The sequence below is a fragment of the Streptomyces sp. NPDC047525 genome (genome assembly GCF_040643025.1).
In the GTDB taxonomy this organism is placed as follows: Bacteria; Actinomycetota; Actinomycetes; order Streptomycetales; family Streptomycetaceae; genus Streptomyces; species Streptomyces durmitorensis.
Map to the genome: position 1 here is coordinate 63,637 of NZ_JBEYTL010000015.1, position 23,222 is coordinate 86,858.

Here is a 23,222-nt window from a genome sequence, read left to right on the forward strand (position 1 = left end):
GGTCCCAGGCATGGGGACAGTCAGCGGGGTTCACAGCGGTCGTTCTCCTTCCGGTGGCGATCATGGGAAGACGTGGCGCGCAAGGTCGAAGAGTCCACCACCGTCAAGCCCCAGTCGCGCACCATCGACTCCTGTGGTTCCCTCCGCGACTCCGTCGATGTCGACCGCGTCGACGGCACCGGCCACCAAGCCGTAGCCCGAAGTGCCGACTCCGATTCCAGCAGAGGCCTTCTCCACGACTTCAACGACCTTCGGGGCATTGGGCGCACTGCGCAGCACGAAATTGAGCGGAGTGTTTTCCAGGCCTGCCATGGCGCGCGCCTCCTCCATGGTGTTGGTACCGAAAGTGGCCAGCCGCTGCGCGAGTGTCACCGCTTCGCTGCCCGCCTCGGCAGTCTTGACGAGGCTGCGCCCGACAGCGCCAAGCCCCGGAAGCACGCCCAGAGCGTCCCCTCCAAGACTGACTGCGTTGCCCCAGAAGTCCGCATCGAACTCACCCTTGGTGAAGCCGTCCGCCAAGGACTCCATGGCCTCCGCATCGGTCAGACGCAGCGTCAGCGCCCCCGCACTCAACGCCCCCGCCACCAACAACAGAACCGCAGCCGCAACCCCACCCGTGACCACGAACAACGCGACCAGCCCCACCACCCCCGCCACGAAGCTGAGGATGTCCGGCAGGTTCTCCGTCAGCCATTCCCCGATCTCCTCGAAGAGACCCGGCTCCTTGGGTGCCAGCTTCCGCGTCGCGTCGCGGATCTTGCGTGCTCGGTGGCCCGCCTTCTCCTCGTGTTCCGAGGCCAGCCGCCGCGCCTTGCCCAGGATGCGGTCGAGCTCGGCCCTGGCTTCGTCGACCTTGTCATTGGCTCGCTTCAGGGCGGCCTTGCGGTCGTCGGCCCCGTCCGGCAGCTCGGAGACCCGCCCCTGCGCCGCCTCCACCGCGGCCCTCGCGTCCTTCGCGTCCTCGTTCAGGAGCCGTGCGCGCCGTTGGAACTCGTCGAGCTCATCGTGCCAACGCCAAAGCTGCTTGGCCGCCTTCGTCAGCGAGTGCGCCGCGTTCTTGAGGTTCAGGGGCAGCGGGCCCCCGTCGATCTGCTCGCGGAAGGCGACCGCCGCGTCGCCCTCCCAGTAGCTGCCGGCCATGAGCTTGGTGACCTGGCCATGGGTGTCGTCCAGGACCTTGGCGCAGCTCGCCAGCTTCTTGTGCAGGGAACGCACGGTGTCGGGACTGCCGGGTACGGGGTTGAAGCCCAGCGCCGGGTAGGCCGGGTTCGGGATGTGGGGCGCGGACTTCAGGCCCTGGGGCTTGGTCAGGTCGTTCAGGGTGCCCTGGTTCGACGAGGCCGGCGGGTGCGGCGTCTCCTGCCCCGGTGTGTACGTCATCCCTTGCCCCTCCTCGCCTTCTCCAGCGCCTCCGCCAGCGCCTTGTCGACCTCCTCGTAGCTGTCCTTGCTCTGGCCGATGATCTTCGCGAGGTCCTCGGTCTGCTCCCCGATCTCCTCCGCGCCGTACTTCCAGTCCGACTGGAAGTCCTCGCAGGCGCAGTCGAGATCGTCGGTGCCGAGGCCGGTGATGGTCGCGTTGCTCAGGGCCTTGCGGAGGCCCTTCAGGGAGTCGGCGGATCTGTTCAACAGCTTCATGAAGTGGACGAGTTCGTCGCCGTCGGTCTTGAGCTTGTCGGCCATGGAGGGCTCCTGCGGCTCCCGGACTTGATCGGTCGGGGTCAGCGGTTCACTGACTGGATCTCCTGTACGGGGATCCGCCGGGTCGCTCCGAAGGAGCCCGACGGCAGTCCGCCGCCCTCCCCCGTGCTGCTGGACCAGCGGATCTTCCAGGTGAGGGTGGCCCGGAGGGCGTACGCCTCGTTTGCTGCCGTGGAGTGCAAGTACGTCACCCCGCACGGCGGCGCCGTCTCCGCCCTGCCCCGCGCGTACGGCTCACCGATGCCGCCGCCGTCGCGGATCGCGCAGCCGCCCGACGCGGGGAAGCGGGTCGCGTCGGGCGTGCCGGGGTCGATGTGCAGGGACTCGGGCTCGGCCGTCGTCGTCGCCGAGAGGCCCGTGCCGGGCAGGGTCGCCGTGACGGAGATCTTCTTGAACCTGCCCTTGTCCAGCCAGACCCAGGTGGGCAGGTTCACCGTGGACCTGGCCCTCGGGGCCATCTTGATCTCGGTCCCGGGTACGGGGAGTTCGTCGTACGCGTACTGGGCGAGGATCTCCGGCGAGGCCGCCATGGGCTCGGCCGGGGTCTGTCCCTCGTCCACCCAGAAGGGCTGCCGGTCGCACGACGTCGCCTCGGGGTCGTCCTGTCGGTTCGGGTTGACCACCGATGCCCAGAACATTCCCTCTCCTTGCTTGGAGAGGTTGTAGTTCTTGTAGGGGTGGCCGTCCTTGTAGCGGTGCTCCAGCGCGGCGCTGATGACGTATCCGACCCCACCGACGAGCGGAGCATTCGCCCCGAAGACCCGCCACGCCTTGACGGTGCTCTTGATCTCCTTCGGCGAGAAGGCGGGCTCGTACCAGCACGCAGGAGGTGTCCAGGCCACACCGACCGGGGAGGGTGAGCCGGTCACGGAGGCGTGGTCCGTGCCACTGCCGTGAACCGAGGTCCGCACACGGGTCTGCGCGGTGATGACGCGGCCGCTCGCACCGCCTTTCACCTCGCTGCCTGCTCCTCCCCGACTGGTGCGATCGGCCCAGGCCGACGGCGCCGCCGCCTGCGACGAGATCAGCAATGTGGTGCAGACGGTGAGCGCGACGGCTGCGGTGCGGTGACCGTTCATGGGCGGCAGGCCTTGCTGCCTCGCTCCGAAACGCTCTTGGTGACCTGCCACACGCCCTTGGCGTTCTTCCTCAGCCGGTCGTTGTAGGAGACGTACGAATCCTTGGTGACCGGGGTGACGTCGGTCTTCTTCGTCTTGAGGTCCTTGGTGTACCCCTTGGACTCGTCCCCGCAGTACGTGAGCCCGGCTGAACCGTCTTCGCCGAACGTGACCCGGCGATCGACGTAACGCACCGTCCCTGTCACCGTGTTGCCTTCCTCGACGAAGCCTCCGATCCACTCCACCGAGTCCAAGTAGGCCGAACCTCTGCTGTAGAAGGCCACCGCCTTGGACTTGGGCTTCTGCTCGCCGATCGCCTCGTCTACGGCACGCAAGTACTCGGCGTTGTCACGCAGTACCGCGTCCGTCCTCGCATCGCCCGTCTCCTGAGGCTCGAAGACGAGTTGATCACCTTCTGGGAGTGTGATCTTGGGGCGCGCGATCCCGTCGCCGGGGGCAGCGGACGCCTCGGCCGACGCCTTCTCCACCCCCTGGCCCACGCCGGCGATCTCGTCGGAGCCCTGCGGCTCCGCTCCCCCGCCGCACCCCACCACCAACAGCGCGACAGCACACACCCACGGCAATCCAACCCTCGTACGCACCCGGCTCTACCTCCTGTACCTCCCGCAAAGGGGAGCAGGCGGTAAAACCCCGCGTCCCCGCCGAAGGTCACCGCAAGATCGAAGCCCCGCAGAGTAAAAGTCGGATGAGTGGGATGACCCCTCATGTGGACGGCGCTCCGAGACCGCCCATGGCATCCGCTCCTGCAACGAAAGCGGCGCCTTCAGCACCACCACCGGGGAACGGGAAATCCCCTGGACCTACCTGGTGGCAGCCGCCCAGCGGAATCCCGAGTGAAAGGAGCGCCGGGGAGTGTAGAGAGCGCGGAGAAGCACGGAAAGCACGGAGGACGTGGCCCCCGGCTCAGCCGACCTCGTTCTCCGCGATCGCCCGCCCCCGCACCGTCACGTCCCCGCCGTAGAACATCCCGACGAACACCGGGCTGTAGGTCATCTGTACCTCGACCTCGACCTGGTTCGCGTTCGCCGTCACGCAGTGCGTCGCCGCGACGTCCGGGCCGCTCATGCCCAGTTCCCGGGCGAACGTCTGCGCCCGTGCGCCGCAGTTCTCGTAGTTGATGGGTGCGCCCTTGGCGCCCTCGTAGATGCCCTCGCGGTCGATGTCCTGTGCCGCGTAACGCGCTGCCTGTTCCGCTATGTCGGCGGCCCGCTCCCGCTTGGAGATCGACAGGCCGCCGTCGATGACGAAGGCCGAGAGCGAGAGGAAGACGAGCGCGAAGATGATGACGGCGCCGGCGCCCGAGCCGCGGTCGTCGAGGCGTTCGCGGCGGGACGTCGTCCACTCGCGTAGGCCGAGTCCGAGGCCCAGGCCCTGGCGTAGGCGTGGGGCCCTGTTCACACCGACCTCCGCAGCGGGTCGAGCGACGAGCTGAAGCTGGCCTTCAGCGTCGTCGGGACGTCCACGCCGATCATGTCCAATCCCCTTACCTCGCAGCTCACTTCGACCGTGAAGAAGGGATCGACGGTGGCTTCGAAGCCCGCGCTCGTCTGGTTGACGCTGACCGGTCCCGAGCAGACGTCCGCGAGGTCCGCCTCCGCGGCCGCCTTCGCCTCCGCCATCGCCGTGGCCTGGTCCTTCTGGATCGAGCCCGCACGCGCGGCGTCCCGCGCCGCTCCGTCGATGGCCCCCCGGCCGTCGACGAGCTGGCCGAAGGCCACCAGGACCAGAATGAAGAGGATCATCACCGGGGCGAGGATGACCACCTCGATGGTCGAGAGCCCCCGGTCCGCCCTGAGATCGGCGCCGAGCGCGGCACGGTGCCGGCGAAGAGCACGTGCCCATACGTTCACGTTCTTCATCAGCCGCCCTCACCGTCCTCCACGAACCGCTCCACCGGCCCGGACGACTGCGCGTGCACCGTCAGGTCGAGGCCGGGGAAGACCGAGGGCACGTTCGCGGTGATCTCCACCCCGACCGTGTTCGCCTTCGGCTCGAGCGTCTTCACGTCGGGGCCGATCACCAACTGCGGTCCGAGCTGTTGGATGTAGTCGTCGACCACGTCGCGCGCGTCACCCCGCCAGCCGCCCGGGTTCTCGTCGGCCGTCGCGCGGGCCTTGCGCGCACCCGCCTGCGCCGCGGCCTGGGCGACATGATCCGCGAAGAAGTACAGCGCGAACTGCACCGTCGCGAAGATCATGAAGAAGAGGACCGGAGTGAGCAGCACGAACTCGATCGCGGTCATGCCGGATTCACCGCGGGCGGAGACTGCCTCCACCCTGCGGCGCACCCATCGCTTCACGCACCCGCGCACTCGTCCCCGCCTTCGTTCCCCGATAACCGATTGATCAGCAGGTGCTGCTGGTCAGCAGGTGCTGCCGGCGTCCGCGCCCTTGATGCACTCGCCGACCTTCTTGGCACCCGAGCCGAGCGCCTCGTTGATGATCGCGGCGACCACGCCGACGATCGCCACGACGACCGCGGAGATGATGACCCACTCGACCGCGGACGCACCACGGTCGAGCTCGCCGGAGCGGGCACGCTGCACGCGGCCCTGCAGGAAGGTGATCACGAGGTCCAGACCGGGGTTGCCGGTGCTGAAGTTCCGTCCGTTCATGGTGAGTTGTCCTTTCAGGAGTGGGGGGAAGGGTCTCGGGCCGCCGCCGTGTCGGCCGGCCCGTCCATCGCCGTAAAGATTGCTAGACCTGGAACACGCGCATCGCCGCCGGGAAGATGAGGAAGACCAGGAAGCCCGCACACAGCAACAGCTGGGCGACGAGCATCGACTGGGACTTTTCGCCCGCGCTGCCCTCGATCTCGGCCATTTCGCGGTGGCGCATCGTCTCGGCACGGGAAGCGAGCGACTCGCGCACCTTGGCGCCGTCGTCCGCCACCAGCGCCAGGGACGCCGACAGGTCCTTGAGCTCCTCGACGCCCAGCTGTTCGCCGAGGGCGCCGAGCGCCTGCCACTGACTGATACCGGTGATGCGCGCGTCCGCAAGGGCCGCTCGGATGCGCCGCGTCGCCCATCCGTCCGAGATCTCCGCCGCCGCCATCAAGGCCTCGGGAAGACCACGCCCGCCCGCCAGGCTCATCGACACCAGGTCCAGATAGGCGCCGATGACGCGGCGCAGGTCGCGCCGCTTGTTCGCCGCGTCCCGCCGCACTTCGAGATCGGGCAGGAAGAAGAAGAGAGCACCGAACATGAGGGCCAGCCAGACCGGGATGATCGGGCTGCTGCCCATGCCCAGGGTCCAGATGACGGCGAACAGGAACGGGCCGAAGAACACACCCGCGGCCGCAAGCAGCGTCTTCGTCGCCAGGAACTTCTCCCAGCTCCGGTCGAGCACCGCCAAGTCGGCCCGCAGCGAACGCTGTTCCCAGCCCTGCTGGAGGTAGAAGTCGGCGACTCGCATGCCCACCCGGGTGCGGGCCGACCCGAGCCGACCCGCATTGCCCTGGCTCTCGTCGGACGAGGCGCGATGCGACTCGTACGCCGCGCCCCGGGCCCGCATGGCGTCGATCCGCGCGACCGTGGCGACCGCGCTGCGCTTGGAGGGCATCAGCGCACGGACGAGGGCGTAGATGCCAAGGCCCATGATGGCGCCGATCACTATCGGCATCGTCAGGCTCATCGACGTACCCCCTCAGAATTCGAGAAGCCCGGCTGACCGGGCTGACCCGCACCCGGCTGACCCGCACCCGGCTGACCCGCACCCGGCTGAGGCTGAGGCTGGCCGTAAGGGCCCGCCGGGCCGTTCAGCGGCGCCTGCTCACCCGCAGCAGGGGCAGTCCCCGGCCCCCGCGGCCGCACGAACTGCACCCCGGGCTCGTCCCTGACCAGGAACCGATCCGGCGTCTCCACCGTCGACAGCTTCCGCAGCCACCAGAACCCGAGCGCGAACAGACCGCAGACGCACGCCAGGACGAGCTGGCCGACCGCCGTGCCGTAGGGCTCGACGAAGTCGCGGTTGAAGATCGACAGGCCGAGTACGAACGCGATCGACACCGCGACCACGATCTGCACCGACCGCCGCGTCGACGCCCGCTGCGCCATCACGCGCTGGCGCATGTCGACCTCTTCGCGGGCCGACTTGGCGAGAGCGCCGAGGACCTGGCGCAGGCCGGGTCCGCGCAGCTTCGCGTTGAGGATCAGTGCCGCCACGATGATGTCCGCCGACGCGTCGTCGATCTCGTCGGCGAGGACCTGAAGGGCCTCGGGCAGCGGCGTACGCGCGCGCAACCGGTCCACCAGGGCGTCCAGGTGGGGGCGCAGGACGGGAGCCGCCGCTCGGGCCGAGGCGGGAATCGCCTGCTCCAGGCCGACCGCGCCCGCGATCGTGTCGCGCAGGGACTCCGTCCAGGCGGCGAGGGCCTCGACGCGGCGCATCTGCGACCGCTCCTCCGCCGCGCCGCCGAACAGCTTGTCCCAGAAGAAGACGAGGATGCCGGAGGCGATGCCCGCCACCGCCCAGCGGGTGAGGAGAAGCACCACCAGGCCGACGCCGATCGCGAGCGAGCCGCGCTGGCCCGCGAAGCGGATCAGCTCGCTCATCCGCTCGCTGGCCTTCTGCTTCTCGTGCTCGGGCTTCACCGGCAGACCGCGCAGCGCGATCGCGAGGACCGCGAGGCCACCGCCGACCGCGAGGCCGCAGCCCAGTGCGTACAGGACGGGCAGCGAGAAAAGGCCGCCCATCGAGCCGAGTGAGTTCATGTCGTGCTCACCCCCATTGCCCGGCGGGGCGGTAGCCGAAGACGGCCAGGTCGTCCATGCAGGCGATCGGCGCGTGCGCGACGACCTGCCCGTTGGCGGCCTCCGCGAAGACCTCGCTGGACAGGACGCGGCCGTCGACGCCGTTGACCTCGCGGACCGAGGTCACCATGCGCTGGAGCTTGCCGCCGGTCTGGTAGTTGTTGCGCCGCTGGATGAAGACGACGAAGTTGACGGCTCCGGCCACGAGCATCTGGCTCGCCTCGATGGGCAGCCGTTCGGTGGCCTGGAGGGCGTACGTCGAGATGCGGTTGAAGACCTCACTCGAGCTGTTGGCGTGGATCGTGGAGAGCGAGCCGTCGTTGCCCTGCGACATCGCGTTCAGCATCGTCACGATCTCGTCGCCGAGCACCTCACCGACGATGACCCGCGAGGGGTTCATGCGGAGCGAACGGCGCACGAGCTCCGCCATCGAAATGGTGCCCTGGCCCTCGGAGTTGGGCAGGCGCTCCTCGAAGGCGACGACGTTCGGGTGCAGATCGGCGTACTGGTCGAGGCCGAGCTCCAGGGCTCGCTCGACGGTCACCAGGCGCTCGTGCGGCGGGATCTCATTGGCGAGCGCGCGAAGGAGCGTGGTCTTTCCGGCGTTCGTCGCGCCCGCGATCATGATGTTCTTGCGGGCCCGCACCGCGCACGCCATGAAGTGCGCGACCTCGGGTGTCACCGTGCCGTTGCCCACCAGGTCCGACATGAAGACCTTGCCCATGCGGGCACGTCGGATGGAGAGCGCGGGGCGCCGCGTGACGTCCATGACGGCCGACAGACGCGAGCCGTCGGGCAGCCGGAGGTCGAGCTGCGGGTTCGCGGAGTCGAAGGGGCGCGAGGAGAGACCGGAGTAGGCGCCGAGGATCTGGATGAGCTCGATGAGCTCCTCGTCGGTCTCGGCGACCGGGTCGCCCTTGGTCTCGCGCCCGTCGGCGTATCCGACGAAGACCTGGTCGTACCCGTTGATGTCGATGTTCTCGACCTCGGGGTCGTCGAGCAGCGGCTGGAGCCGTCCGACGCCGAAGAGCGCGGCGTGCACGGCGGCCGCGTACTTCTCCTCGGTGTCGGCGTCCAGCGGGGTGCGCCCGGCGTTGATCTCTGTCCGGGCGTACTCCTCCAGGATCTGGGCGATGACGGCACGGGCGTACTGCCGCTCGTCCTCGCCCGACATGGGGGTGACGCCCGAGACCTGGTCCAGGCGGCGCTGCTCGGCGATGCGGTCACCGGCGTCCTGCCGGAACCGCTTCACGAGCTGGTGATCGACGGGAACGCTCATCGGCCCGCCCCGTGCGTGCCCTGCATGCCCTGCGCGCCCGCGGCCGGGTTGGCCCAGGCGGCGCCGTACTGCTGGTACAGGTCGACGGTCACCTTGCGGGCCGAGCGGATCAGCATCGACTTGTCGAGACGGCCGCGCTTGCGGCCCGCCAACTGCTCGGCGCCCGCCGGGTCCTCGGCGAGCGTGCCGACGACGCGGGCGCCGGTCTGCGCGGCCACCAGCATGTCGTTGACCTGGTGGACGAGCTTGGCGGACGTCGAGGGGTCGGAGATCAGGAGTACGCCGATGAGCGGGGTCGCCAGCGAGGCGGCCCCACGCGATCCGCCGTGCAGCTTGGCGGCGAGGGCGGCGGCACGGTCGCGCACGCGCGCGATGGCCTCGGGCTCGGTCCGCGAGACGAGCAGCACGAGGGCCGCCTGCGGGAAGAGCTCGACGGCGGGAGTGTCCCCACTGATACGACCACAGTCGGCAATGACATCTGCGGGCGCGTGCGGGGAATCGGCGAGCTGCGAGAAGGCACGGCCGAGGGTCGGCCAGAGCCCCGCGAGCCCGGCGGCCTGCTCGGCCACACCGAGCCCGACGAGCACCTCAAGTCCCCCGCTCAACGGCTGGGTGTGGTCCCAGAGTTGGTCGGGCACGAGGCCGCGGCGTGCGGTGGCCGCGATGCTGAGCATCCCGGTGTTGGGGTTGAGCGGTCCGCCGTGCGCGGCGGCACTGCGGTAGACCAGGTCGCCGCCCGCGGGGTCGGTCTCCGCGACCAGCACGCGCCGCGGCCAGACGGCTGCGAGCGCGACGGCCGCGGTGGTGACTCCGGGGGACCCCTTGTCGGCAGCGAGAGCAATGAGCGCCATGTCTCTTCTACTCGCCTCTAGTTGCCGTTGGGAGACACTTGGACGAGAGCGACCGCGCCGGCGGACGCGGCCCTGGTGACGGCGGCGGCGTCGGCGGTGTCGACCAGGAGCGTGACGCCGAGGGCGCCGGTGCTCACGGTGGCGTCGCTCTTGTCCGCGACGGTGCGGACTTGCGCGGCCGAGACGATGGGCGAGTCACTCGCGCCCGTTCCGGCGGAGCCGCCCGTCTCCTTGTCGGAGCCGGAGGAGGCGGAGTCGCCGACCTGGTAGACGTCCACGCTGTCGCCGGACTTCAGGCCGGACGCGGGGTACTGCCCCTCCTTGAGGGACACACCGACGGCCGACTTGCCCGCGGGCAGTCCGCTCTTGCTGGAGAACATCTCGCCGACGGCCACGGCGCCCTTGGGAATGGTGTTGGTGGCCTTGAGCTTCCTCAGCCCGTCGACCTGAGACCACTTCACGTAGTTGATGCTCGCGTCGTCGGCGACCATGACGGAGGTGATGTTGCTGTCACTCACGGACTCCCCCGCCGGAATCTCCGCCGTCACCTTCACGACCTCTACACGCTCTCCCGCGCGCAGCACGAGAACGGTGGCACCGAGGGCGCCGACGAGGATGAGCAGAACGGCCAGGGCCGCGAGTGCCGGTTTGCGCTCGCGAGGCGGCGCGGGAAGGCGCTCACCGACCGCTGGCTGAACCGGCGCGGCGGAACGGTTGTTGCCCGCCCCCGTACGCTCTTGGATCTTCACGCAACTGCTCCCCGCACGCCCAAGAAGATTCGGTCATTTTCAGACACTCGCGACTCTCTTCGCCCGCCTCGGGCGGGCTATTCAGCCCCAGGCACAGTGTCAAGTCATCGCACCGTATCAGCAGCACATAAGCCCCTCAAGGCGCGTTAAGACTGCTGCGGCCCGCACCCCTCATCGTTATCCACGCGCAATCCGTACTCCATGGTTCCCACCCATTCCGGGATGCGGAGGAGGAGATGAGGATGTGCGTACGCGAATATCCACCCTTTGCGCAACGGGCGCCGCAGGGGGCGGTGATGAGGAACACCAACCCGGCGGTGACCGATGAGCAGCTGATCGTTCAGCCGCACGGATGACGCCGGGAGGGGCGGGGGTGGTTCCCGGTTGGGCGGGGTTCGGCCAACAGCTCACGCTCGACGTGAGTCTCGACGTGAGCGAGGAACCCCTGCAGGCTCGCGGCCAGGACCTCGGCCCCCGCGGCCCCGCAGTGATAGACGCTGCCCTCGACCCGCCCCGGCGGAAGGCGGTACACGGTCGCCTCATCCGTACGACTGAGCGCGAAGAGCGCCCCGCCGCCGTCGGATCCGAAGACGACGACGGAGTCCTCGACAGCAGAGCCCTCAACAGCGCCGACGATCCGCGTGGGCAAGTCCCCGCGAAGCCCGGCCACGGTCTGTGGAAGGGAGTGCACGAACAGCCCGACTCCGACGTCCGGCAGGCCGAGTCGGCGCACATGGCGATAGAGGAGCAGGAGATCGCCGGGCAGAGCAGCTGAGACGTCGAATCCCTCTGCCCCTCCCTCTGCCCCTCCCTCTACCCCTCCCTCTGCCCCTCCCTCCGTCCCCCCGAACTCCCCACCGATATCAACAGAGTTGACGTCGGCCGGATACCCGAACCGGGTCTCGAAATCCGTGAGGTAGACGGCAAGGGACTCCCGCACACGAGAAATCCAGCCGTCGATCCACGCCCCGGTCAGTGGTGTCGGTTCCAAGCGTTTCGGCACATCGGCCCGCCCTGCCTCTCCCGACATCCCGCCGCCCTCCAATGAACCCGCACTCACCCTCCCCCGTCTCACAGTCCGGCACGCCACGCCCCGCAGCAGCGACAACGCGTGGGTCGGCGGCGTACCGCACAACAGAATCCTGCTTGTTCGACACGGAAGAGAAATTCAACCCCCATGAGATTTTCCTTTCCCTCGCGCCCTGCGCACCCTTCGCGCGTACGACGTACCGCACGACCGGCGCCCCGCAAGACCATGGCGGCAGCCGGCGTAGCCACGGCGGCACTTGCCATGCTGGCCACCACCACCCCCGCCGCGCACGCGATCATCGGCGGCACCGAAGTGTCCAACGACGCCTACCCGTTCATGGCGGCCGTCATGGACAAGGGCTCCGGCAGCCCGCTGGACCGCCAGTTCTGCGGCGGCAGCCTCGTCACCGCGGACACCGTGATGACGGCGGCGCACTGCCTGGTGGACGACGCGGGCAAGCCCCTGAAGCCGAAGAAGCTCCAGGTGGCGGTGGGCCGCACGGTCCTTTCCAAGTCCGGCCAGGGCCAGATACGCAACGTGGCCAAGGGCGGCGTGGTCGTGCACCCCCGCTACCTGAAGGGCCAGGAGGCGTACGACGTCGCCTTCATCCAACTCAGCAAGCCGGTGCGGGGCATCTCCCCGATCGCCCTCCCCACGCAGGGCACGGACGCCCTGATCCGCCCCGGCCAGAAGGCGACGGTCACGGGCTGGGGAAACACGGACACGGAACTCCCCAACACCCCGGACCGCCTGCGCCAGGTAAAGGTCCCGATCCTCTCGCACGCGGAATGCGGGACGAGTTACGGGGAGTACGACTCAAAGGTCAACTTCTGCGCGGGAGTAGAGACGAAGGACTCCTGCCAGGGCGACAGCGGCGGCCCCATCTTCCGCAATGTCCCGGGCCGCAGGGCCCCGATCCAGATCGGCGTCGTCTCGTACGGGGATGGATGCGGGGCGCAGGGGGCTCCGGGGGTCTACACGTCGCTGAGTTCGTCGAAGCTGTGGAAGACGCTGGATGAGTCGGCGGCGGGGAAGAAGGTCAAGCGGGGGATGAACCGCCGCTAGGACCTACTTGAGCTCGGCCCGGACGCAGTGCCGGGCCGAGCTTTCGCGTTCACTGTCGCAGCGGGACTCTCCTACGAGGCATCCAGGAAAGCGACCGCCGTCTCGGCGATGCGGTCCATGTTCTCCACGTGTGTCTCCCTGCCGGAGACGGTGGACTCGACGCGGTAGCCGCCTGTGCGCAGTGGAGAGATCCGGATCTCTCCCGCCTGGCGACTGGTGTGGTCCGTGGAGAGACGGAGCATCCCCATGCTGTAGAAGGGGAAAAGAGCACGCAGTTGCTCATGAGCGTAGATCTCGCGTGTCAGCGGCCGATACTCCGCGAATACTTCGTCGTGGAGCAGACTTCCCCACTGGATCGCGACCGGGTTGCCGCCCTCATAGGCTTGCGCAAGATCGCTGTATTCCATGAATGGGAAACGAGAGTTCAACTCCGCTAGCGTCACACCGTTCTGCCAGTCCTTCGCGACCCCCACGACGGACGACAAATCATCGGTGACACCTTCTGCCCACGAATGCTGAACGCTTGCGATGCTGATGTAGAACCGTCGCTCTTCCGCCCCGAGGTAGATCATGATCGTACCCCTGTCGGACAACAGCTTTGCGCTACTGGGGTCTTCGAAGGGGTCCGAAGTCGCCCCCGCCATTACGCCGAGATCGAGACCTTCCTGTCGAGATTCCTGCACCAAAGCCCTTTGGAGTCCGCCGAGTTCAGCCAAGTCCGGATAGAATTCTTCCAGCATGTCACTCAATCCATATCCTCGATGAATGGCCGCACTCGACCCATATTATCCCAGTCGGGCTCCGGAACGTCGTCGAGCACCTTGCCCTCCTTGTCGTAGAACTTGATCGAGTCCCAGCTCCGGCGACCGTGCTTGACCGATCTGGCTATCATCCCCATCTCTTCTTCTGTCGCGTGGAAACTGGGCCCGTCATGCCCGAGTCCCCTCTTGGCCATTCCGACGAAGCCGTCACTCGGGAATTCCTTCATGTTCACGTGGAGTTTCACCGATCCATCCTTGATCGCGTCAAAGACGGGCCCCCTCCACTCATCGGGGCCGAGATCCATGTAATGGGTAAGCTTTCTGGATTCCGCGAACTGTTTGGTTCCCCCGTGCCTGTACCCCAGGGCCACATCACAAGGCGCGAGCCCGAGCGGGTCGGCCCAGAGAAGGGGGTTGGTCACATAGGTGACGTGGTTGGGGGCCGGTCCGAGCCCCAGGGGGTCGGGGCTGAAGTAACGGGCGGTCTCGGGGTCGTAGTACCGGTAGTGGTTGTAGTGGAGGCCGGTCTCCGGGTCGTAATACTGGCCCGGGAAGCGAAGGGGTGTGTACGCCTTGCTGCTCGTCGGCCAAGCGGTGATGCCCCAGAGCGTGGTACGGCTCCGCCAGGCGACTTCTCCCTGCTCGTCTATGAGTTCGCTGGGAGCACCGACGAGGTCGGTGACGATGGCGAAGAAGCGGCTGTCGATCTCCTCCTGGGACGCGTTCGCGACCGCGGTGATGCGCTCCGTCTGGGCGATGGGATGCAGACCGTCGTGGTCCCACGTCAACGTGACGGGGTGCGGGAGGCCCGGCGTGGTGGTGGTCTGCTCGCATAGGGTGGTGCCGTCCCAAGAGAAGACCGTCTCTTCGACGACAGCCGGGCCGTCCTGGGCGAGGCGCTGCTTGGCGGTGCGGCGGCCGAGAGGGTCGTAGGTGTAGCGCCACCGGGTGCCGTCCGGGGCGACCACAGAAGTGAGATGGTCCTGGGCGTCCCATGTGTAGCGCCAGGTGTCCGGCTTGCGGGACAGACGGGTCTTCTGTCGCAGGGTGATGCGGCCTTGCGCGTCGTACTCGTAGCGAATGCTGCCCGCCTGCCTGAGGCGGGTTCCGGAGTACACACGGGCCCCGGTCGCTTCCTCCCCGGGGTGCCGGTCCGGCCAACGGCCCTCGGTCAGGTTGCCCGCCTCGTCGTAGGCGTACTGCTCGCTCCACTGTTCGGCATGGACGGCGGTGACTCGGCCGGCCGCGTCCAGGTCGAAGCTCCGGGCGCCGGAGAGCTGGTCGTCGACCCCGATCAGTCCGCTGTCCGCGCGGTACGTATAGGAACGACGCTGAACCGATTGGCCGTTGGCCGTGACCACCGACTGCGTGGACAGACGCCCCCGGTCGTCGAAGGTGTGGGCGAGAGTGACTTGATCGCCGATCTCCCTGAGGAGCTCACGCCCGGTCCGGTCACGAGTGAAGTCGACTGTTCGGCCAGAGGCGTTGAGCTGGGTGGGCCGCCCTGAAGCGTCGTATGTCCAAGCGCTCACAGCACCGGAAGGAGTGGTGCGACCGATGCGGTTCCCGACCGCATCGTAGTCATGAAGCACGGTGCGGCCGTCGATGGTCTCGGCGATGACCTGACCGAAATGGTCACGCCGCAGATCCAGTTGGGAATTCGGACCGGCCGCGCGCGTGAGATGGCCAAGCAGGTCGTATGTGAACGTGGTGACCGACCCGGCGGCGTCCTTGCGAACGGTCTGCCCCAGGGCGTCACGCTCGTACGTGATGGTCTCACCGGCACCATTCGAACGCGACCGCAGGCGACCGGCGGCATCGTGCGTGTAAGTGAGGGTGCGGCCGTCGAAGTCGGTCTCGGACTCCGGCCTTCCCACGCTGTCATATCGGTACGTCCAGGTCAGTCCATCGGCATTGGAGACCTGCGTGAGCCTCAGCGACGGATCGTAGGCGAACTCGTGTCGAGCACCATCGGGCGTCGTACGTGCCGCGAGCAGATCGAAGTGGGTGTACTCGAAGTGCGTCGTCTGACCCAGCTGATCGGTGTGGCTGGTGCGGTTGCCCTCACCGTCATAGGTCCATGTCTCAGTCGCGCCGTCGGCTGCCGTACGGCGGGACAGCTGCCCCTCAGTCGTCCATTCGAGCCGGGTGGTGTGTCCCCCTGGCGCCCTGACCGCGACAGGATGCCCGAAGGCGTTTCGCTCCCACCTCGTAGTGGCCCCCAGCGGGTCGGACGCTTCGACGGGTACGCCGGCGGCGTTGCAGCGCACCGACGTGGTGTGTCCCAGCGCATCCGTCAGGGAGACAAGGTGTCCGGCCTCGTTGAAGGTGCTGCGAGTGACGCTCCCTGACGGGTCGGTGACGGATGTGCAGTTGCCGTCCGCGTTGTACGTCTGCCGCCATGCAGTTCCGTCCGGCAGTTCGAGCGCTGTGGGCAGGTGGAGGTCGTTGTAGGTGTATCGGCTGACGGCACCATCCGGACGAGTCACCTCGATGAGCTGGCCGAAGGCGTTGTTCACATACCGAGTGGTGTGCCCCAGAGCATCCGTCCAGGACGTGACGTGGTGATGCTTGTCGAATCCGGTGACCGCTGTATGCCCCAACGCATTTATTTCCGCCACGACTTGGCACTTGTCATTGATGACGAAGCGAGTGGTCGCACCTTCTGCGGTGGTGTGCGCAGTGATCCGGCAGCCGGGCCAGGCCGGATCCTCTGTGTCGTAGGCAAAGTGGCCCGTGACGTAACCGTCGTCGCCGCGTTGGCTGACGCAGCGGTCCAACTCGTCGTACGCATAGGCGTAACGGCGGCGGTTGGTGTCTTCCCAAGCGGTGATTCGCAGCTGTGCGTCGTAGGTGAACTGCAGAGGCAATCCGGAGGAGTTGATGACTGAGGTGAGATTTCCATCGGTGTAGCCGTACCGCTTGATGGTGACGTCCGCACCGTCCTCGGCTGCGTTCGCCAGGCTCAGCGACTGCACGCGCTCGTCCCGTACGGCGAGCCGGAGGTGGTAGCCGCCCGAGTGCCGGATCGAGAGCGGGACTCCATCAGCGTCGTAGTCGAAGTGGATGGTGTTGCGATTGCGGTCCGAAATGCGCTGCACGATGGCCACGCCCTCGCTCGGCGGGGCGAAGTGCCGACTGTGTCCGGCGACCGGATCGTCGATCCGGTAACCACCGGCGTCCAGGAGTGAGAGTGCCCATCGCGGTCCGGCCTCTGGGAGGACAGGGGCGTTCGGCCCCTCGGGGTGCGGATAGGCGAGCAGCATTCCGTCTTCGGTGACGAAGACGATGCCCTCCTCATCGACCTCGAGACGCTGGTCGATCGTCGATGACCAACTGGGCCCGAACCAGAAACCAGTTCGGTAGTCGGAGGCAGCACGTCGAGTGAAGGAGAGGGTGAGGGTTCCCGGCAGCGTCACATCGGTCTGAGCGAGGAACATCTGCCCCGTCGCCGCATCAACAGGGTCGCCGCAGCCCTTGATCTTGCCCTTCAGTCGGTTGAAGGCACCCTTGGCCCCCTTGGCGAGGGCGCCACGAGCCGAGTTCAGGCCCTTCAGCCCGGCCTTGAGGCCCTTCATGCCCTTGGCGAGGCCGCGGAGGGAGGTGAGGCCCTTCATGCCGGGGATGCAGTCCAGGGCGGCGAAGGCGACGTCCCATAGGGATGCTTCGCCGTTGGCGTATTTGTTGAGGGTGTCGGCGAGGACGACGAGGGCGGCGATGAGGACGATGGCGCCGAGGATGGGCCCGCCGATGATCATGGCGATGATGCCGAGTACGGCGACGACGACTTTGCAGACGGCGACGATGGTGTCCCAGTTGTCGGTGACCCAGTCGCCGACTTCCTCCCACCACTTGCGGTTCTGGATACCCGCGTCGGAGGCGTCTTCGAGCTTCTTCTTCGCCGTGCCCGCCGCGTCCTCGCGCATCTTGCGCGCGTCCTCGGCCATCTTCTTGGCGGCATCGAGGTTGGACTTCGCGGCGGACACATCCGACTTGGCCGCCGTCTGGGCTTTTTCGGCGGAGTTGGCGTTGCGGGTGGCGGCCTTGACCTTGTCGGGGTCGGGCTTGGGGACGTCTTTCCCGGAGTCCTTGTCGTCCTTGTACTTGTCGGCTTCTTTGCCCGCCTTGTCCATCCACGAGTCGGCGGAGGTGAGCCGGGTCTGGGCGGAGGACAGGTCGCCTTGTGCTTCGCGGCCCTTGACGAGGGCCTTGTCGGCGAGGGCCTGGGCGCGCTCCAGTTCGGGCCAGTAGGTGGACAGGGCATCGCCCGCCATCTCGTAGCTCTTCTTGAGCTTCTTCAGCTTGCCCGGCGCATCCTCGAACTCCGAGGTGAACGATTCAGCCGTCTTGCCGGCCCAGGTGAGGATCGCGTCCTCGCCCGCCATCCCCTTGATGTCCCGCAGCACCTTCGAGACGTCGTCGGCGAAGTCATGCAGATTCTTCGCCAGGTTCCGCACCCGGTCCGGATCCCCGGGCGTCGGGTCCTTGTCCAAGTCAAGGACATGCCAATCCGCCGGACGATTGCCCCCCATGTTGCTTCCCCCGTCACATCCAACCCGCCAGAACCCGTACGCACATGCGAAATTACTAGCTGTGTGCGGAGTACGGAAAGGCGACCCGGCATCGGCGTCACGGGCTTCGAAGTCAGCTCAGAGAACTCCGGGTCCGAGGGATCGAACGCACCTCCCAACCTGAACCCGCCACCGAACGCCTATTCCGGCGTACGCCCGGCGAGCACCGCCTCCAGCGAAGCCCGCTGCACGTCGGGCAGGTGCTCCCCGAGCGGGACTTGCCGTGGGCTGTGTTCTCCGTCGCAGATCCAGCTTTGCTCATCGTCGTCGTATGTCCACGTCTCAGCACCCCACATGGGATGCCCCTCCAACAAACGCATGGCCAGCTCCTCGCAGGCGGGCGGGGCGCCCTGGGCGACCAGCGCTTCGACGACCGCGGACACGGCCTCGGGCGGAGGCTCCGTGTCACCCAGTACGGGCAGGAGGAGCAGCAGCCGGGCGTCGGGGTCGGTGACTCCGGCGGCTCCTGCTGCTGGTGCTGTGAGGAGGGCGGCCAGTTCCGGCCAGCACAGGCCGGGGCCGATGCGGTCTTGATCGTCGCTGGCGAGGAGGAGGGCTCGGGAGTCCGGCCAGTCCCTATGCGTGAGGAAGTAGTCCGTGGTCGTGAAGTCCTCAGCGCTGTTGTAGTGCACGAGAATCGCAAAGCCGTCGGCCAGCGGCACCGTGAACATCAGCCAGGCCGACCTGTCGTGCAGCAGCTCCAGAGCGGCACCGGCATCCGCGGCGTCGACGCCGAACGCTTCCGCCGGGAAACCTTCGCTGAGATCGGCGAGATGAGCGGCCCAGAAGCCCGGTTCGTCCAGCAGGGGCAGTCCGTCCACGACGGGGGCGGATGCGTACCAGTGCCGTGCCATCGCCATGCGGGGATTCTCGCTCATGCGGGTCCGGTGTGGCCGGACCTCAGGGCGTATTGGGGTTCTCGTTCGAGACCAGGGCCGCCGTGAAGTAGAGGGGCAGCCCGTCTTCCGGGTCCAAGGGGACATCTTGCGATGTCCAACGGGAGAAGGCGATCGTGAGATCCAAGACGACAGGGGATTCCGGATCGGCGTCGTCGATCCGATGGCCCAGATCCGCGAACATTTTGAGCAACTGACGTGCAGGGGTGCGGAATACGTCAGCTCCGCCGTACAGGACTCGAAGGCCAGCTCCGTCGTCGCCGTCCGGCCCCGACACATCCACCGCGTTGACCGTCTTCTGGTCCCTGAGGATCAGCAGTACGTCGAACCCGTCGTTCACGGCCTGAATCTTGACCGTCGGATCGAGGGGCGTCGGCCCCAACACCCGTACGTCTCCCCAGACTTCCGCCGCCTTCACGGCCTCCTCGAAGGGCATTCCGATGGACACCGGAGGAATGCCGTCCGGAGGATTCAAACGGATCTCCATGCCCCTCTCCCCTCCCCCTTCCCCCTGCTCCGCTACTCCGCTACTCCGCTACTCCGCGAAGCGGAAGGTGGACGTCACCGCGTCGAAGATGTCGAAGAACGACTCAGCCAGGTCCAGGACCTGGCTGCTCCCCGCCACCAGTGCGACCTTGCCCTCCTGCCCCGGCACCGGAATGAACGTCTGCATCAGTACGACCCGCATCGTGCGGTCGTCGCCGGGGACCGAGACGTCCTCGATGCCGAACGTCCTGGCCGCCATCCCCACGCCCGGGATGTCCACCGTCGTGACCTTCCGGTACGTGTCGCCCTCGCGCTTGGCCTCCCGTACGCCGAGCTGGGCCACGATCGCTGCGGGGTCGGTCGGCAGTACGTCGCCGCTCGACGTGCGGGCGCCGACCAGGGAGACCGTGACCGAGCCGGTGATCGGCACGTCGCCGCCGAAGCTCTCCGCCATGCAGCCGCAGTACAGGGCGCCGGACTGCCAGGCCTCCTTGGACGCCTTGCGCAGGAAACCCTCGAAGGTGTTGCGGTGCGGCTCCAGCTCGGGGCGTTCGCGTACGCGGTCGTTGATCATCTGGCGGATGCTGGCGTCGCGTGACTCCGGGCGGACGTCGAACTCCCACCAGGTCTCCGGCACCTTGATGCTGAATCCGCCGCGGGCGATGGTCTGCGCTTCGGTGTAGCGGGCCATGCTGTTGTCCCCGTCCCCTTTGTTGGCTCTGGTTGGCCAGCCTACGAGGCGGCACTCCGGTCCTGTGGCGAGGGCCGCCCGCACGCCCGGCCGCCCGGCCGCCCGGCCGCCCGGCCGTTAGAGCATGCTGAGTGCCTGCATCGCCTCGCGTTCGATGCGCGAGAGCTCATGGAGGATCGAGCCGGCTTGGATGAGGTGCTTCGCTTCGGCGGATTCGCCTGCTGTCGCGACGAGTGCGGCGACCTGCGTCCAGAGGGTGGCGGCCTCGGCATACAGGCCGTGGCCGGTGCGCAGGCGGCTGCTGTCGATCAGCTGGGCGCACTCGGCGAGGAAGTCCCGGTACAGATTGCGGAACAGCGCGCCGCCCGTGCCTGCCTTCTCCATGAGGACCGCGGTCCGTGGCAGGTCCTCCCGCGGGTTGTCTCCGCGCTGCAGCCACTTCGGCACCTGCTTGGCGGCCTTCTCGATGCCCCGATGGCCCAGGTTCGCGATCGGCGGGTTCAGGAAGGCGTCGGCGCAGGCCTTGATCGCGGGGATGATCCGTTCCTGCGGTGACGGCAGGCTGCTGGGCACCGTGATCGTGAAGGAGCGGTGCCTGGCGGTCATGGGGCCGCGCTCGGCCCTGGCCCTGGCGAGGGCGGCGAGGCTGGTCGAGACGGCTCCGCCCTGCGGGGCGGTGTCCACCAGGCAAGCGTCCTGTTCGTCGTAGCCGTACATGGCCACGACGTGCCCGCCGAAGTGCACCTTGGTGCTGAAGTAGTCCAGGTGGTAGCTGTCGAGCTGAAGGCCCACCGGCCGTCCGGCGTCGATGGGTGCGGCCACGTTCTGCCATGCCTTGCGCGGGGAGGCGGTCTCCTCGACCCGCAACTCAAGTCCGAGTACGGCGGCCAGGCCCCTGGTGAGCTCGAACGGCTTGACCCGGCCTCCCAGGAAGGGAAAGCCCATGGCTTTGCTGTCCCAGTAGATGAAGGACAGCCCGGAGCCGAGCCCGAACAGCATGGGCTCGGACAAGTCGAGTCCCTCATGGCGCAGCAGCACGCCCAGCGCTGTCGTCTCACAGTGCTGCATACCGCGGGCATCGATGCCTTTCACCTTGGCCATGCCGCTCATTCTTGCTCCCTCGCCCTTCACGTACTTCGTCTGCCTTCGCGCCTGTGGAGCCTTCGATTCCGGCTATGCGTGACGGGCGGGCCATTCGTCCCCGCTGCGACCGAACTGGGTGACTTTGTACGGCCATTCACCTCACGAGACATTCACTACTTGCCATTGTGAAACCTGGCGAATCCATTGACCACTTCAGTACCTTCGGATGGCTTGCAGAACTGTCGCCCCACCGGGAGTCCCACGTGAACCGCAGTCGCACCCTGCCCGTCGCCGTCGTCTCGCTGACGGCTGCCACTGCTCTGCTCCTGACCGGATGCGGGGGTGGGGACGACAAGGACTCGGGCAAGGACAAGATCGCTGGGGCGGATGGCGGGGGCGCGAAGAAGAGTGCGTCGCCGAGCCCTGACGCGAGTGCGGCGTCGAAGATCGACCGGCCGGAGATGAACTTCCCGTCCGATGTCGACCTCACCTTCGACAAGGTCAACCTGTCGGATACGGACCAGGTAGCGGCTTGGAACGACGCGCAGAATTACGCGCGGGCCATCGAGTACGGAATCGTCAAGCAGGACGCGGGAGATGCCGGGTACAAGTTCTACTCCGAGATCGGCAGCCCGGCCCAGTCGTACGCGAAGAAGCAGATCAAGGATCACATCGACGCCGGCTATACCGTCACCGGAGAGCGCCGGTACACGGATGTGAAGGTGCAGACCGTCACGAAGCAGAAAACCATCGCCGTCACCTTCTGCACCAACGACAACAAGCTCTTCGGCAAGGAAGTCAAGAGCAAGAAGGTCCTCCGCACCAAGCCGAGCATCAAGGACTACTCCTCCTGGCAGATCTCAATGACTGCCTCAACGAAGACCAAGGGACTGTGGCGGGCCGACCTCATCAAGGTGGAGGGCGAATCTCAGGAATGCATGGGATAACGGGGATAACGGGGACAGGCATGCGTAAGCCACTCATAGTGTCGGCCATTTGCGGCTCACTGATCCTGCTGGCGGGCACTCCCGCGATGGCGGCGGATCCGGTCAAGATCGACAGCCAGGGTTCGAAGGGGCCCGAACGCACGGTTGCCGCCCAGGCCAAGGTCACCTACAAGTCCTCCGGTACGTCCGCGGGCGGTGGCACTGTCACCTCCGTCGACCCCAACTGGACTCCGCCTCCCTGCTGGTACGCCCCGGAATGGAAGGCCAGCGAGTTCGGGGCGTACCGCGACCGGCTGTACAACGGGGCCCGGCACGACCCCGACGCGCCGCGCGACGCCCTGAACGAGATGTCGGACCAGAACGCGAAGTACCGCGAGGACGACTACAACATCGACAAGGAAAAGGAAGGGATGTGGTGGGGCGCCCAGTTCAGCCCCGACGCCACCGTCGCCGAGCAGGCGAAATGCAGCGATCCCCCGATGTGGGTCGACAACGGTGACATCCCTGACGTCCCGAACGCCATCAGCCCGGAGATCCTCGCCGAGCTCGCCTACAACCAGATCAAGGTCCCCGGCACCAAGGTCACCCTCGCCCCCGACGGCCCCTCCAAGGTGAACCTCCCCACCTGGGCCTGGCTCGACAAGGGTGACTTCAGCCCCGTGTCCGTGACCGCCTCACTCGACGCGCCCGGCCTGCACATCGAGGCGACGACGACCGCGAAGCCCGTCGCGCTCAGCATCAAGCCGGGTACCGAGGACGCCGTGCGGATCCCCGCCTCCGGCAAGTGCGAGCTCAACGACGACGGTTCGATCGGTGAGCCGTACGCGAAGGGCAAGTCCAAGGAGCAGCCGCCCTGCGGCGTCACCTACCAGCGCTCCTCCGGCGACGGCACCTACAACCTCCAGGCCACCGCCACCTGGGACATCACCTGGACCGGCACGGGTGGCGCGGGCGGTGACCTTCCGGACGGCGAGTACGGCAACGATCAGCCGGTCACCGTCGAGGAGGTCCAGTCCGTCAACCGCTGACGTCAGGTACGGCGTCGGACAAGACGTCAGACATCTAGGCCCGCAGCCGAGCCGCGGCGAAGTCGAGCAGGTCCTCCAGCTCGATCTCCCGCGGCTCGACCGCGTCCGGAGAACTCATGGGCGTACGCCGGGAAGACGAGACAGTCGAGAACCCACAGGGGCAGGTGGCCCCCTCCGCAGCAAACGCTCGGAGCCA

Annotated in this window: 23 protein-coding genes; 3 read left to right on the forward strand and 20 right to left on the reverse strand. The window is 67.4% G+C overall.

All coding sequences use genetic code 11. The annotated features are described in order from the left end of the window. Positions 1-60 precede the first annotated feature (60 nt). From ABZ833_RS33720 to ABZ833_RS33785, 14 genes are all read right to left on the reverse strand, one after another. A complete protein-coding gene (locus tag ABZ833_RS33720; protein WP_361054800.1) occupies positions 61-1,380 on the reverse strand; it encodes a putative T7SS-secreted protein in 1,320 nt (439 codons plus the stop codon). Then, positions 1,377-1,682, reverse strand: a complete 306-nt coding sequence (locus ABZ833_RS33725) for a hypothetical protein (protein WP_361054803.1) — start codon at positions 1,680-1,682, stop codon at positions 1,377-1,379. Before ABZ833_RS33725 ends, ABZ833_RS33720 begins: the two co-directional genes overlap by 4 nt. A 38-nt stretch (positions 1,683-1,720) precedes the next feature. Beyond that, a complete protein-coding gene (locus tag ABZ833_RS33730; protein ID WP_361054806.1) occupies positions 1,721-2,779 on the reverse strand; it encodes a hypothetical protein in 1,059 nt (352 codons plus the stop codon). Then, complete coding sequence (locus ABZ833_RS33735) at positions 2,776-3,393, reverse strand: hypothetical protein (protein ID WP_361054809.1); 618 nt, start codon at positions 3,391-3,393, stop codon at positions 2,776-2,778. The genes ABZ833_RS33730 and ABZ833_RS33735 overlap by 4 nt, the downstream gene beginning before the upstream one ends. Positions 3,394-3,742: 349 nt before the next feature. Further along, on the reverse strand, positions 3,743-4,207 hold the full coding sequence (locus tag ABZ833_RS33740) for a pilus assembly protein TadG-related protein (protein ID WP_361055179.1): 465 nt from the start codon (positions 4,205-4,207) through the stop codon (positions 3,743-3,745). A gap of 26 nt (positions 4,208-4,233) precedes the next feature. Continuing rightward, positions 4,234-4,698 (reverse strand): TadE/TadG family type IV pilus assembly protein, encoded by a 465-nt coding sequence (locus tag ABZ833_RS33745; RefSeq protein WP_361054812.1) that lies wholly within the window; start codon positions 4,696-4,698, stop codon positions 4,234-4,236. After that, a complete protein-coding gene (locus tag ABZ833_RS33750) occupies positions 4,698-5,150 on the reverse strand; it encodes a TadE family protein (RefSeq protein ID WP_361054815.1) in 453 nt (150 codons plus the stop codon). The genes ABZ833_RS33745 and ABZ833_RS33750 overlap by 1 nt, the downstream gene beginning before the upstream one ends. 51 nt (positions 5,151-5,201) lie before the next feature. Next, on the reverse strand, positions 5,202-5,453 hold the full coding sequence (locus tag ABZ833_RS33755; RefSeq protein WP_249588426.1) for a hypothetical protein: 252 nt from the start codon (positions 5,451-5,453) through the stop codon (positions 5,202-5,204). 82 nt (positions 5,454-5,535) lie between these two features. Beyond that, positions 5,536-6,471, reverse strand: coding sequence for a type II secretion system F family protein (locus tag ABZ833_RS33760; RefSeq protein ID WP_249588427.1), 936 nt, complete (start codon positions 6,469-6,471; stop codon positions 5,536-5,538). Further along, positions 6,468-7,550: a type II secretion system F family protein gene (locus ABZ833_RS33765; protein ID WP_361054820.1), complete on the reverse strand. Its 1,083-nt coding sequence runs from the start codon at positions 7,548-7,550 to the stop codon at positions 6,468-6,470. Before ABZ833_RS33765 ends, ABZ833_RS33760 begins: the two co-directional genes overlap by 4 nt. Positions 7,551-7,557: 7 nt before the next feature. Continuing rightward, entirely contained in the window at positions 7,558-8,868 is a 1,311-nt protein-coding gene (locus ABZ833_RS33770; RefSeq protein WP_361054823.1) for an ATPase, T2SS/T4P/T4SS family, read from the reverse strand. Next, on the reverse strand, positions 8,865-9,719 hold the full coding sequence (locus ABZ833_RS33775; RefSeq protein ID WP_361054826.1) for a hypothetical protein: 855 nt from the start codon (positions 9,717-9,719) through the stop codon (positions 8,865-8,867). Before ABZ833_RS33775 ends, ABZ833_RS33770 begins: the two co-directional genes overlap by 4 nt. 17 nt (positions 9,720-9,736) lie before the next feature. Next, on the reverse strand, positions 9,737-10,468 hold the full coding sequence (locus ABZ833_RS33780) for an RcpC/CpaB family pilus assembly protein (protein ID WP_249588431.1): 732 nt from the start codon (positions 10,466-10,468) through the stop codon (positions 9,737-9,739). Between the two features lie 340 nt (positions 10,469-10,808). Further along, positions 10,809-11,498, reverse strand: a complete 690-nt coding sequence (locus ABZ833_RS33785) for a hypothetical protein (RefSeq protein ID WP_361054830.1) — start codon at positions 11,496-11,498, stop codon at positions 10,809-10,811. 261 nt (positions 11,499-11,759) lie between these two features. Between ABZ833_RS33785 and ABZ833_RS33790 the strand changes: the two genes are divergently transcribed. Next, complete coding sequence (locus ABZ833_RS33790) at positions 11,760-12,563, forward strand: serine protease (RefSeq protein WP_361054833.1); 804 nt, start codon at positions 11,760-11,762, stop codon at positions 12,561-12,563. A gap of 71 nt (positions 12,564-12,634) precedes the next feature. On the opposite strand, the gene ABZ833_RS33795 is transcribed toward ABZ833_RS33790, so the two are convergent. From ABZ833_RS33795 to ABZ833_RS33820, 6 genes are all read right to left on the reverse strand, one after another. Next, the gene (locus ABZ833_RS33795) at positions 12,635-13,303 is read right to left on the reverse strand and encodes a DUF6193 family natural product biosynthesis protein (RefSeq protein WP_361055182.1); all 669 of its coding nucleotides are present in this window, start codon (positions 13,301-13,303) and stop codon (positions 12,635-12,637) included. Between the two features lie 5 nt (positions 13,304-13,308). Beyond that, positions 13,309-17,856, reverse strand: a complete 4,548-nt coding sequence (locus tag ABZ833_RS33800) for a DUF6531 domain-containing protein (protein WP_361054836.1) — start codon at positions 17,854-17,856, stop codon at positions 13,309-13,311. Between the two features lie 179 nt (positions 17,857-18,035). Then, the gene (locus ABZ833_RS33805) at positions 18,036-18,773 is read right to left on the reverse strand and encodes a hypothetical protein (protein ID WP_361054839.1); all 738 of its coding nucleotides are present in this window, start codon (positions 18,771-18,773) and stop codon (positions 18,036-18,038) included. Between the two features lie 22 nt (positions 18,774-18,795). Next, positions 18,796-19,278 (reverse strand): hypothetical protein, encoded by a 483-nt coding sequence (locus tag ABZ833_RS33810; protein WP_361054842.1) that lies wholly within the window; start codon positions 19,276-19,278, stop codon positions 18,796-18,798. Positions 19,279-19,326: 48 nt separating this feature from the next. Next, positions 19,327-19,968 carry a hypothetical protein gene (locus tag ABZ833_RS33815; protein ID WP_249588439.1) on the reverse strand — a complete coding sequence of 214 codons (642 nt, stop codon included), beginning with the start codon at positions 19,966-19,968 and terminating at the stop codon, positions 19,327-19,329. 117 nt (positions 19,969-20,085) lie between these two features. Beyond that, entirely contained in the window at positions 20,086-21,069 is a 984-nt protein-coding gene (locus ABZ833_RS33820) for a BtrH N-terminal domain-containing protein (RefSeq protein ID WP_361054846.1), read from the reverse strand. A 245-nt stretch (positions 21,070-21,314) separates the two neighbouring features. Between ABZ833_RS33820 and ABZ833_RS33825 the strand changes: the two genes are divergently transcribed. Next, positions 21,315-21,998, forward strand: a complete 684-nt coding sequence (locus ABZ833_RS33825; protein WP_361054849.1) for a hypothetical protein — start codon at positions 21,315-21,317, stop codon at positions 21,996-21,998. A gap of 20 nt (positions 21,999-22,018) precedes the next feature. Beyond that, positions 22,019-23,026 (forward strand): hypothetical protein, encoded by a 1,008-nt coding sequence (locus ABZ833_RS33830; protein WP_361054852.1) that lies wholly within the window; start codon positions 22,019-22,021, stop codon positions 23,024-23,026. Positions 23,027-23,222 lie beyond the last annotated feature (196 nt).

What these genes read in the sequence shown, in the direction of transcription:
- ABZ833_RS33720 (WP_361054800.1), bottom strand. Translation starts at nt 1,380, where the DNA reads ATGACGTACACACCGGGGCAGGAGACGCCGCACCCGCCGGCCTCGTCG.
- ABZ833_RS33725 (WP_361054803.1), bottom strand. Translation starts at nt 1,682, where the DNA reads ATGGCCGACAAGCTCAAGACCGACGGCGACGAACTCGTCCACTTCATG.
- ABZ833_RS33730 (WP_361054806.1), bottom strand. Translation starts at nt 2,779, where the DNA reads ATGAACGGTCACCGCACCGCAGCCGTCGCGCTCACCGTCTGCACCACA.
- ABZ833_RS33745 (WP_361054812.1), bottom strand. Translation starts at nt 4,698, where the DNA reads ATGAAGAACGTGAACGTATGGGCACGTGCTCTTCGCCGGCACCGTGCC.
- ABZ833_RS33755 (WP_249588426.1), bottom strand. Translation starts at nt 5,453, where the DNA reads ATGAACGGACGGAACTTCAGCACCGGCAACCCCGGTCTGGACCTCGTG.
- ABZ833_RS33760 (WP_249588427.1), bottom strand. Translation starts at nt 6,471, where the DNA reads ATGAGCCTGACGATGCCGATAGTGATCGGCGCCATCATGGGCCTTGGC.
- ABZ833_RS33765 (WP_361054820.1), bottom strand. Translation starts at nt 7,550, where the DNA reads ATGAACTCACTCGGCTCGATGGGCGGCCTTTTCTCGCTGCCCGTCCTG.
- ABZ833_RS33770 (WP_361054823.1), bottom strand. Translation starts at nt 8,868, where the DNA reads ATGAGCGTTCCCGTCGATCACCAGCTCGTGAAGCGGTTCCGGCAGGAC.
- ABZ833_RS33775 (WP_361054826.1), bottom strand. Translation starts at nt 9,719, where the DNA reads ATGGCGCTCATTGCTCTCGCTGCCGACAAGGGGTCCCCCGGAGTCACC.
- ABZ833_RS33785 (WP_361054830.1), bottom strand. Translation starts at nt 11,498, where the DNA reads ATGTCGGGAGAGGCAGGGCGGGCCGATGTGCCGAAACGCTTGGAACCG.
- ABZ833_RS33790 (WP_361054833.1), top strand. Translation starts at nt 11,760, where the DNA reads ATGCTGGCCACCACCACCCCCGCCGCGCACGCGATCATCGGCGGCACC.
- ABZ833_RS33795 (WP_361055182.1), bottom strand. Translation starts at nt 13,303, where the DNA reads ATGCTGGAAGAATTCTATCCGGACTTGGCTGAACTCGGCGGACTCCAA.
- ABZ833_RS33800 (WP_361054836.1), bottom strand. Translation starts at nt 17,856, where the DNA reads ATGGGGGGCAATCGTCCGGCGGATTGGCATGTCCTTGACTTGGACAAG.
- ABZ833_RS33805 (WP_361054839.1), bottom strand. Translation starts at nt 18,773, where the DNA reads ATGAGCGAGAATCCCCGCATGGCGATGGCACGGCACTGGTACGCATCC.
- ABZ833_RS33810 (WP_361054842.1), bottom strand. Translation starts at nt 19,278, where the DNA reads ATGGAGATCCGTTTGAATCCTCCGGACGGCATTCCTCCGGTGTCCATC.
- ABZ833_RS33815 (WP_249588439.1), bottom strand. Translation starts at nt 19,968, where the DNA reads ATGGCCCGCTACACCGAAGCGCAGACCATCGCCCGCGGCGGATTCAGC.
- ABZ833_RS33820 (WP_361054846.1), bottom strand. Translation starts at nt 21,069, where the DNA reads ATGGCCAAGGTGAAAGGCATCGATGCCCGCGGTATGCAGCACTGTGAG.
- ABZ833_RS33830 (WP_361054852.1), top strand. Translation starts at nt 22,019, where the DNA reads ATGCGTAAGCCACTCATAGTGTCGGCCATTTGCGGCTCACTGATCCTG.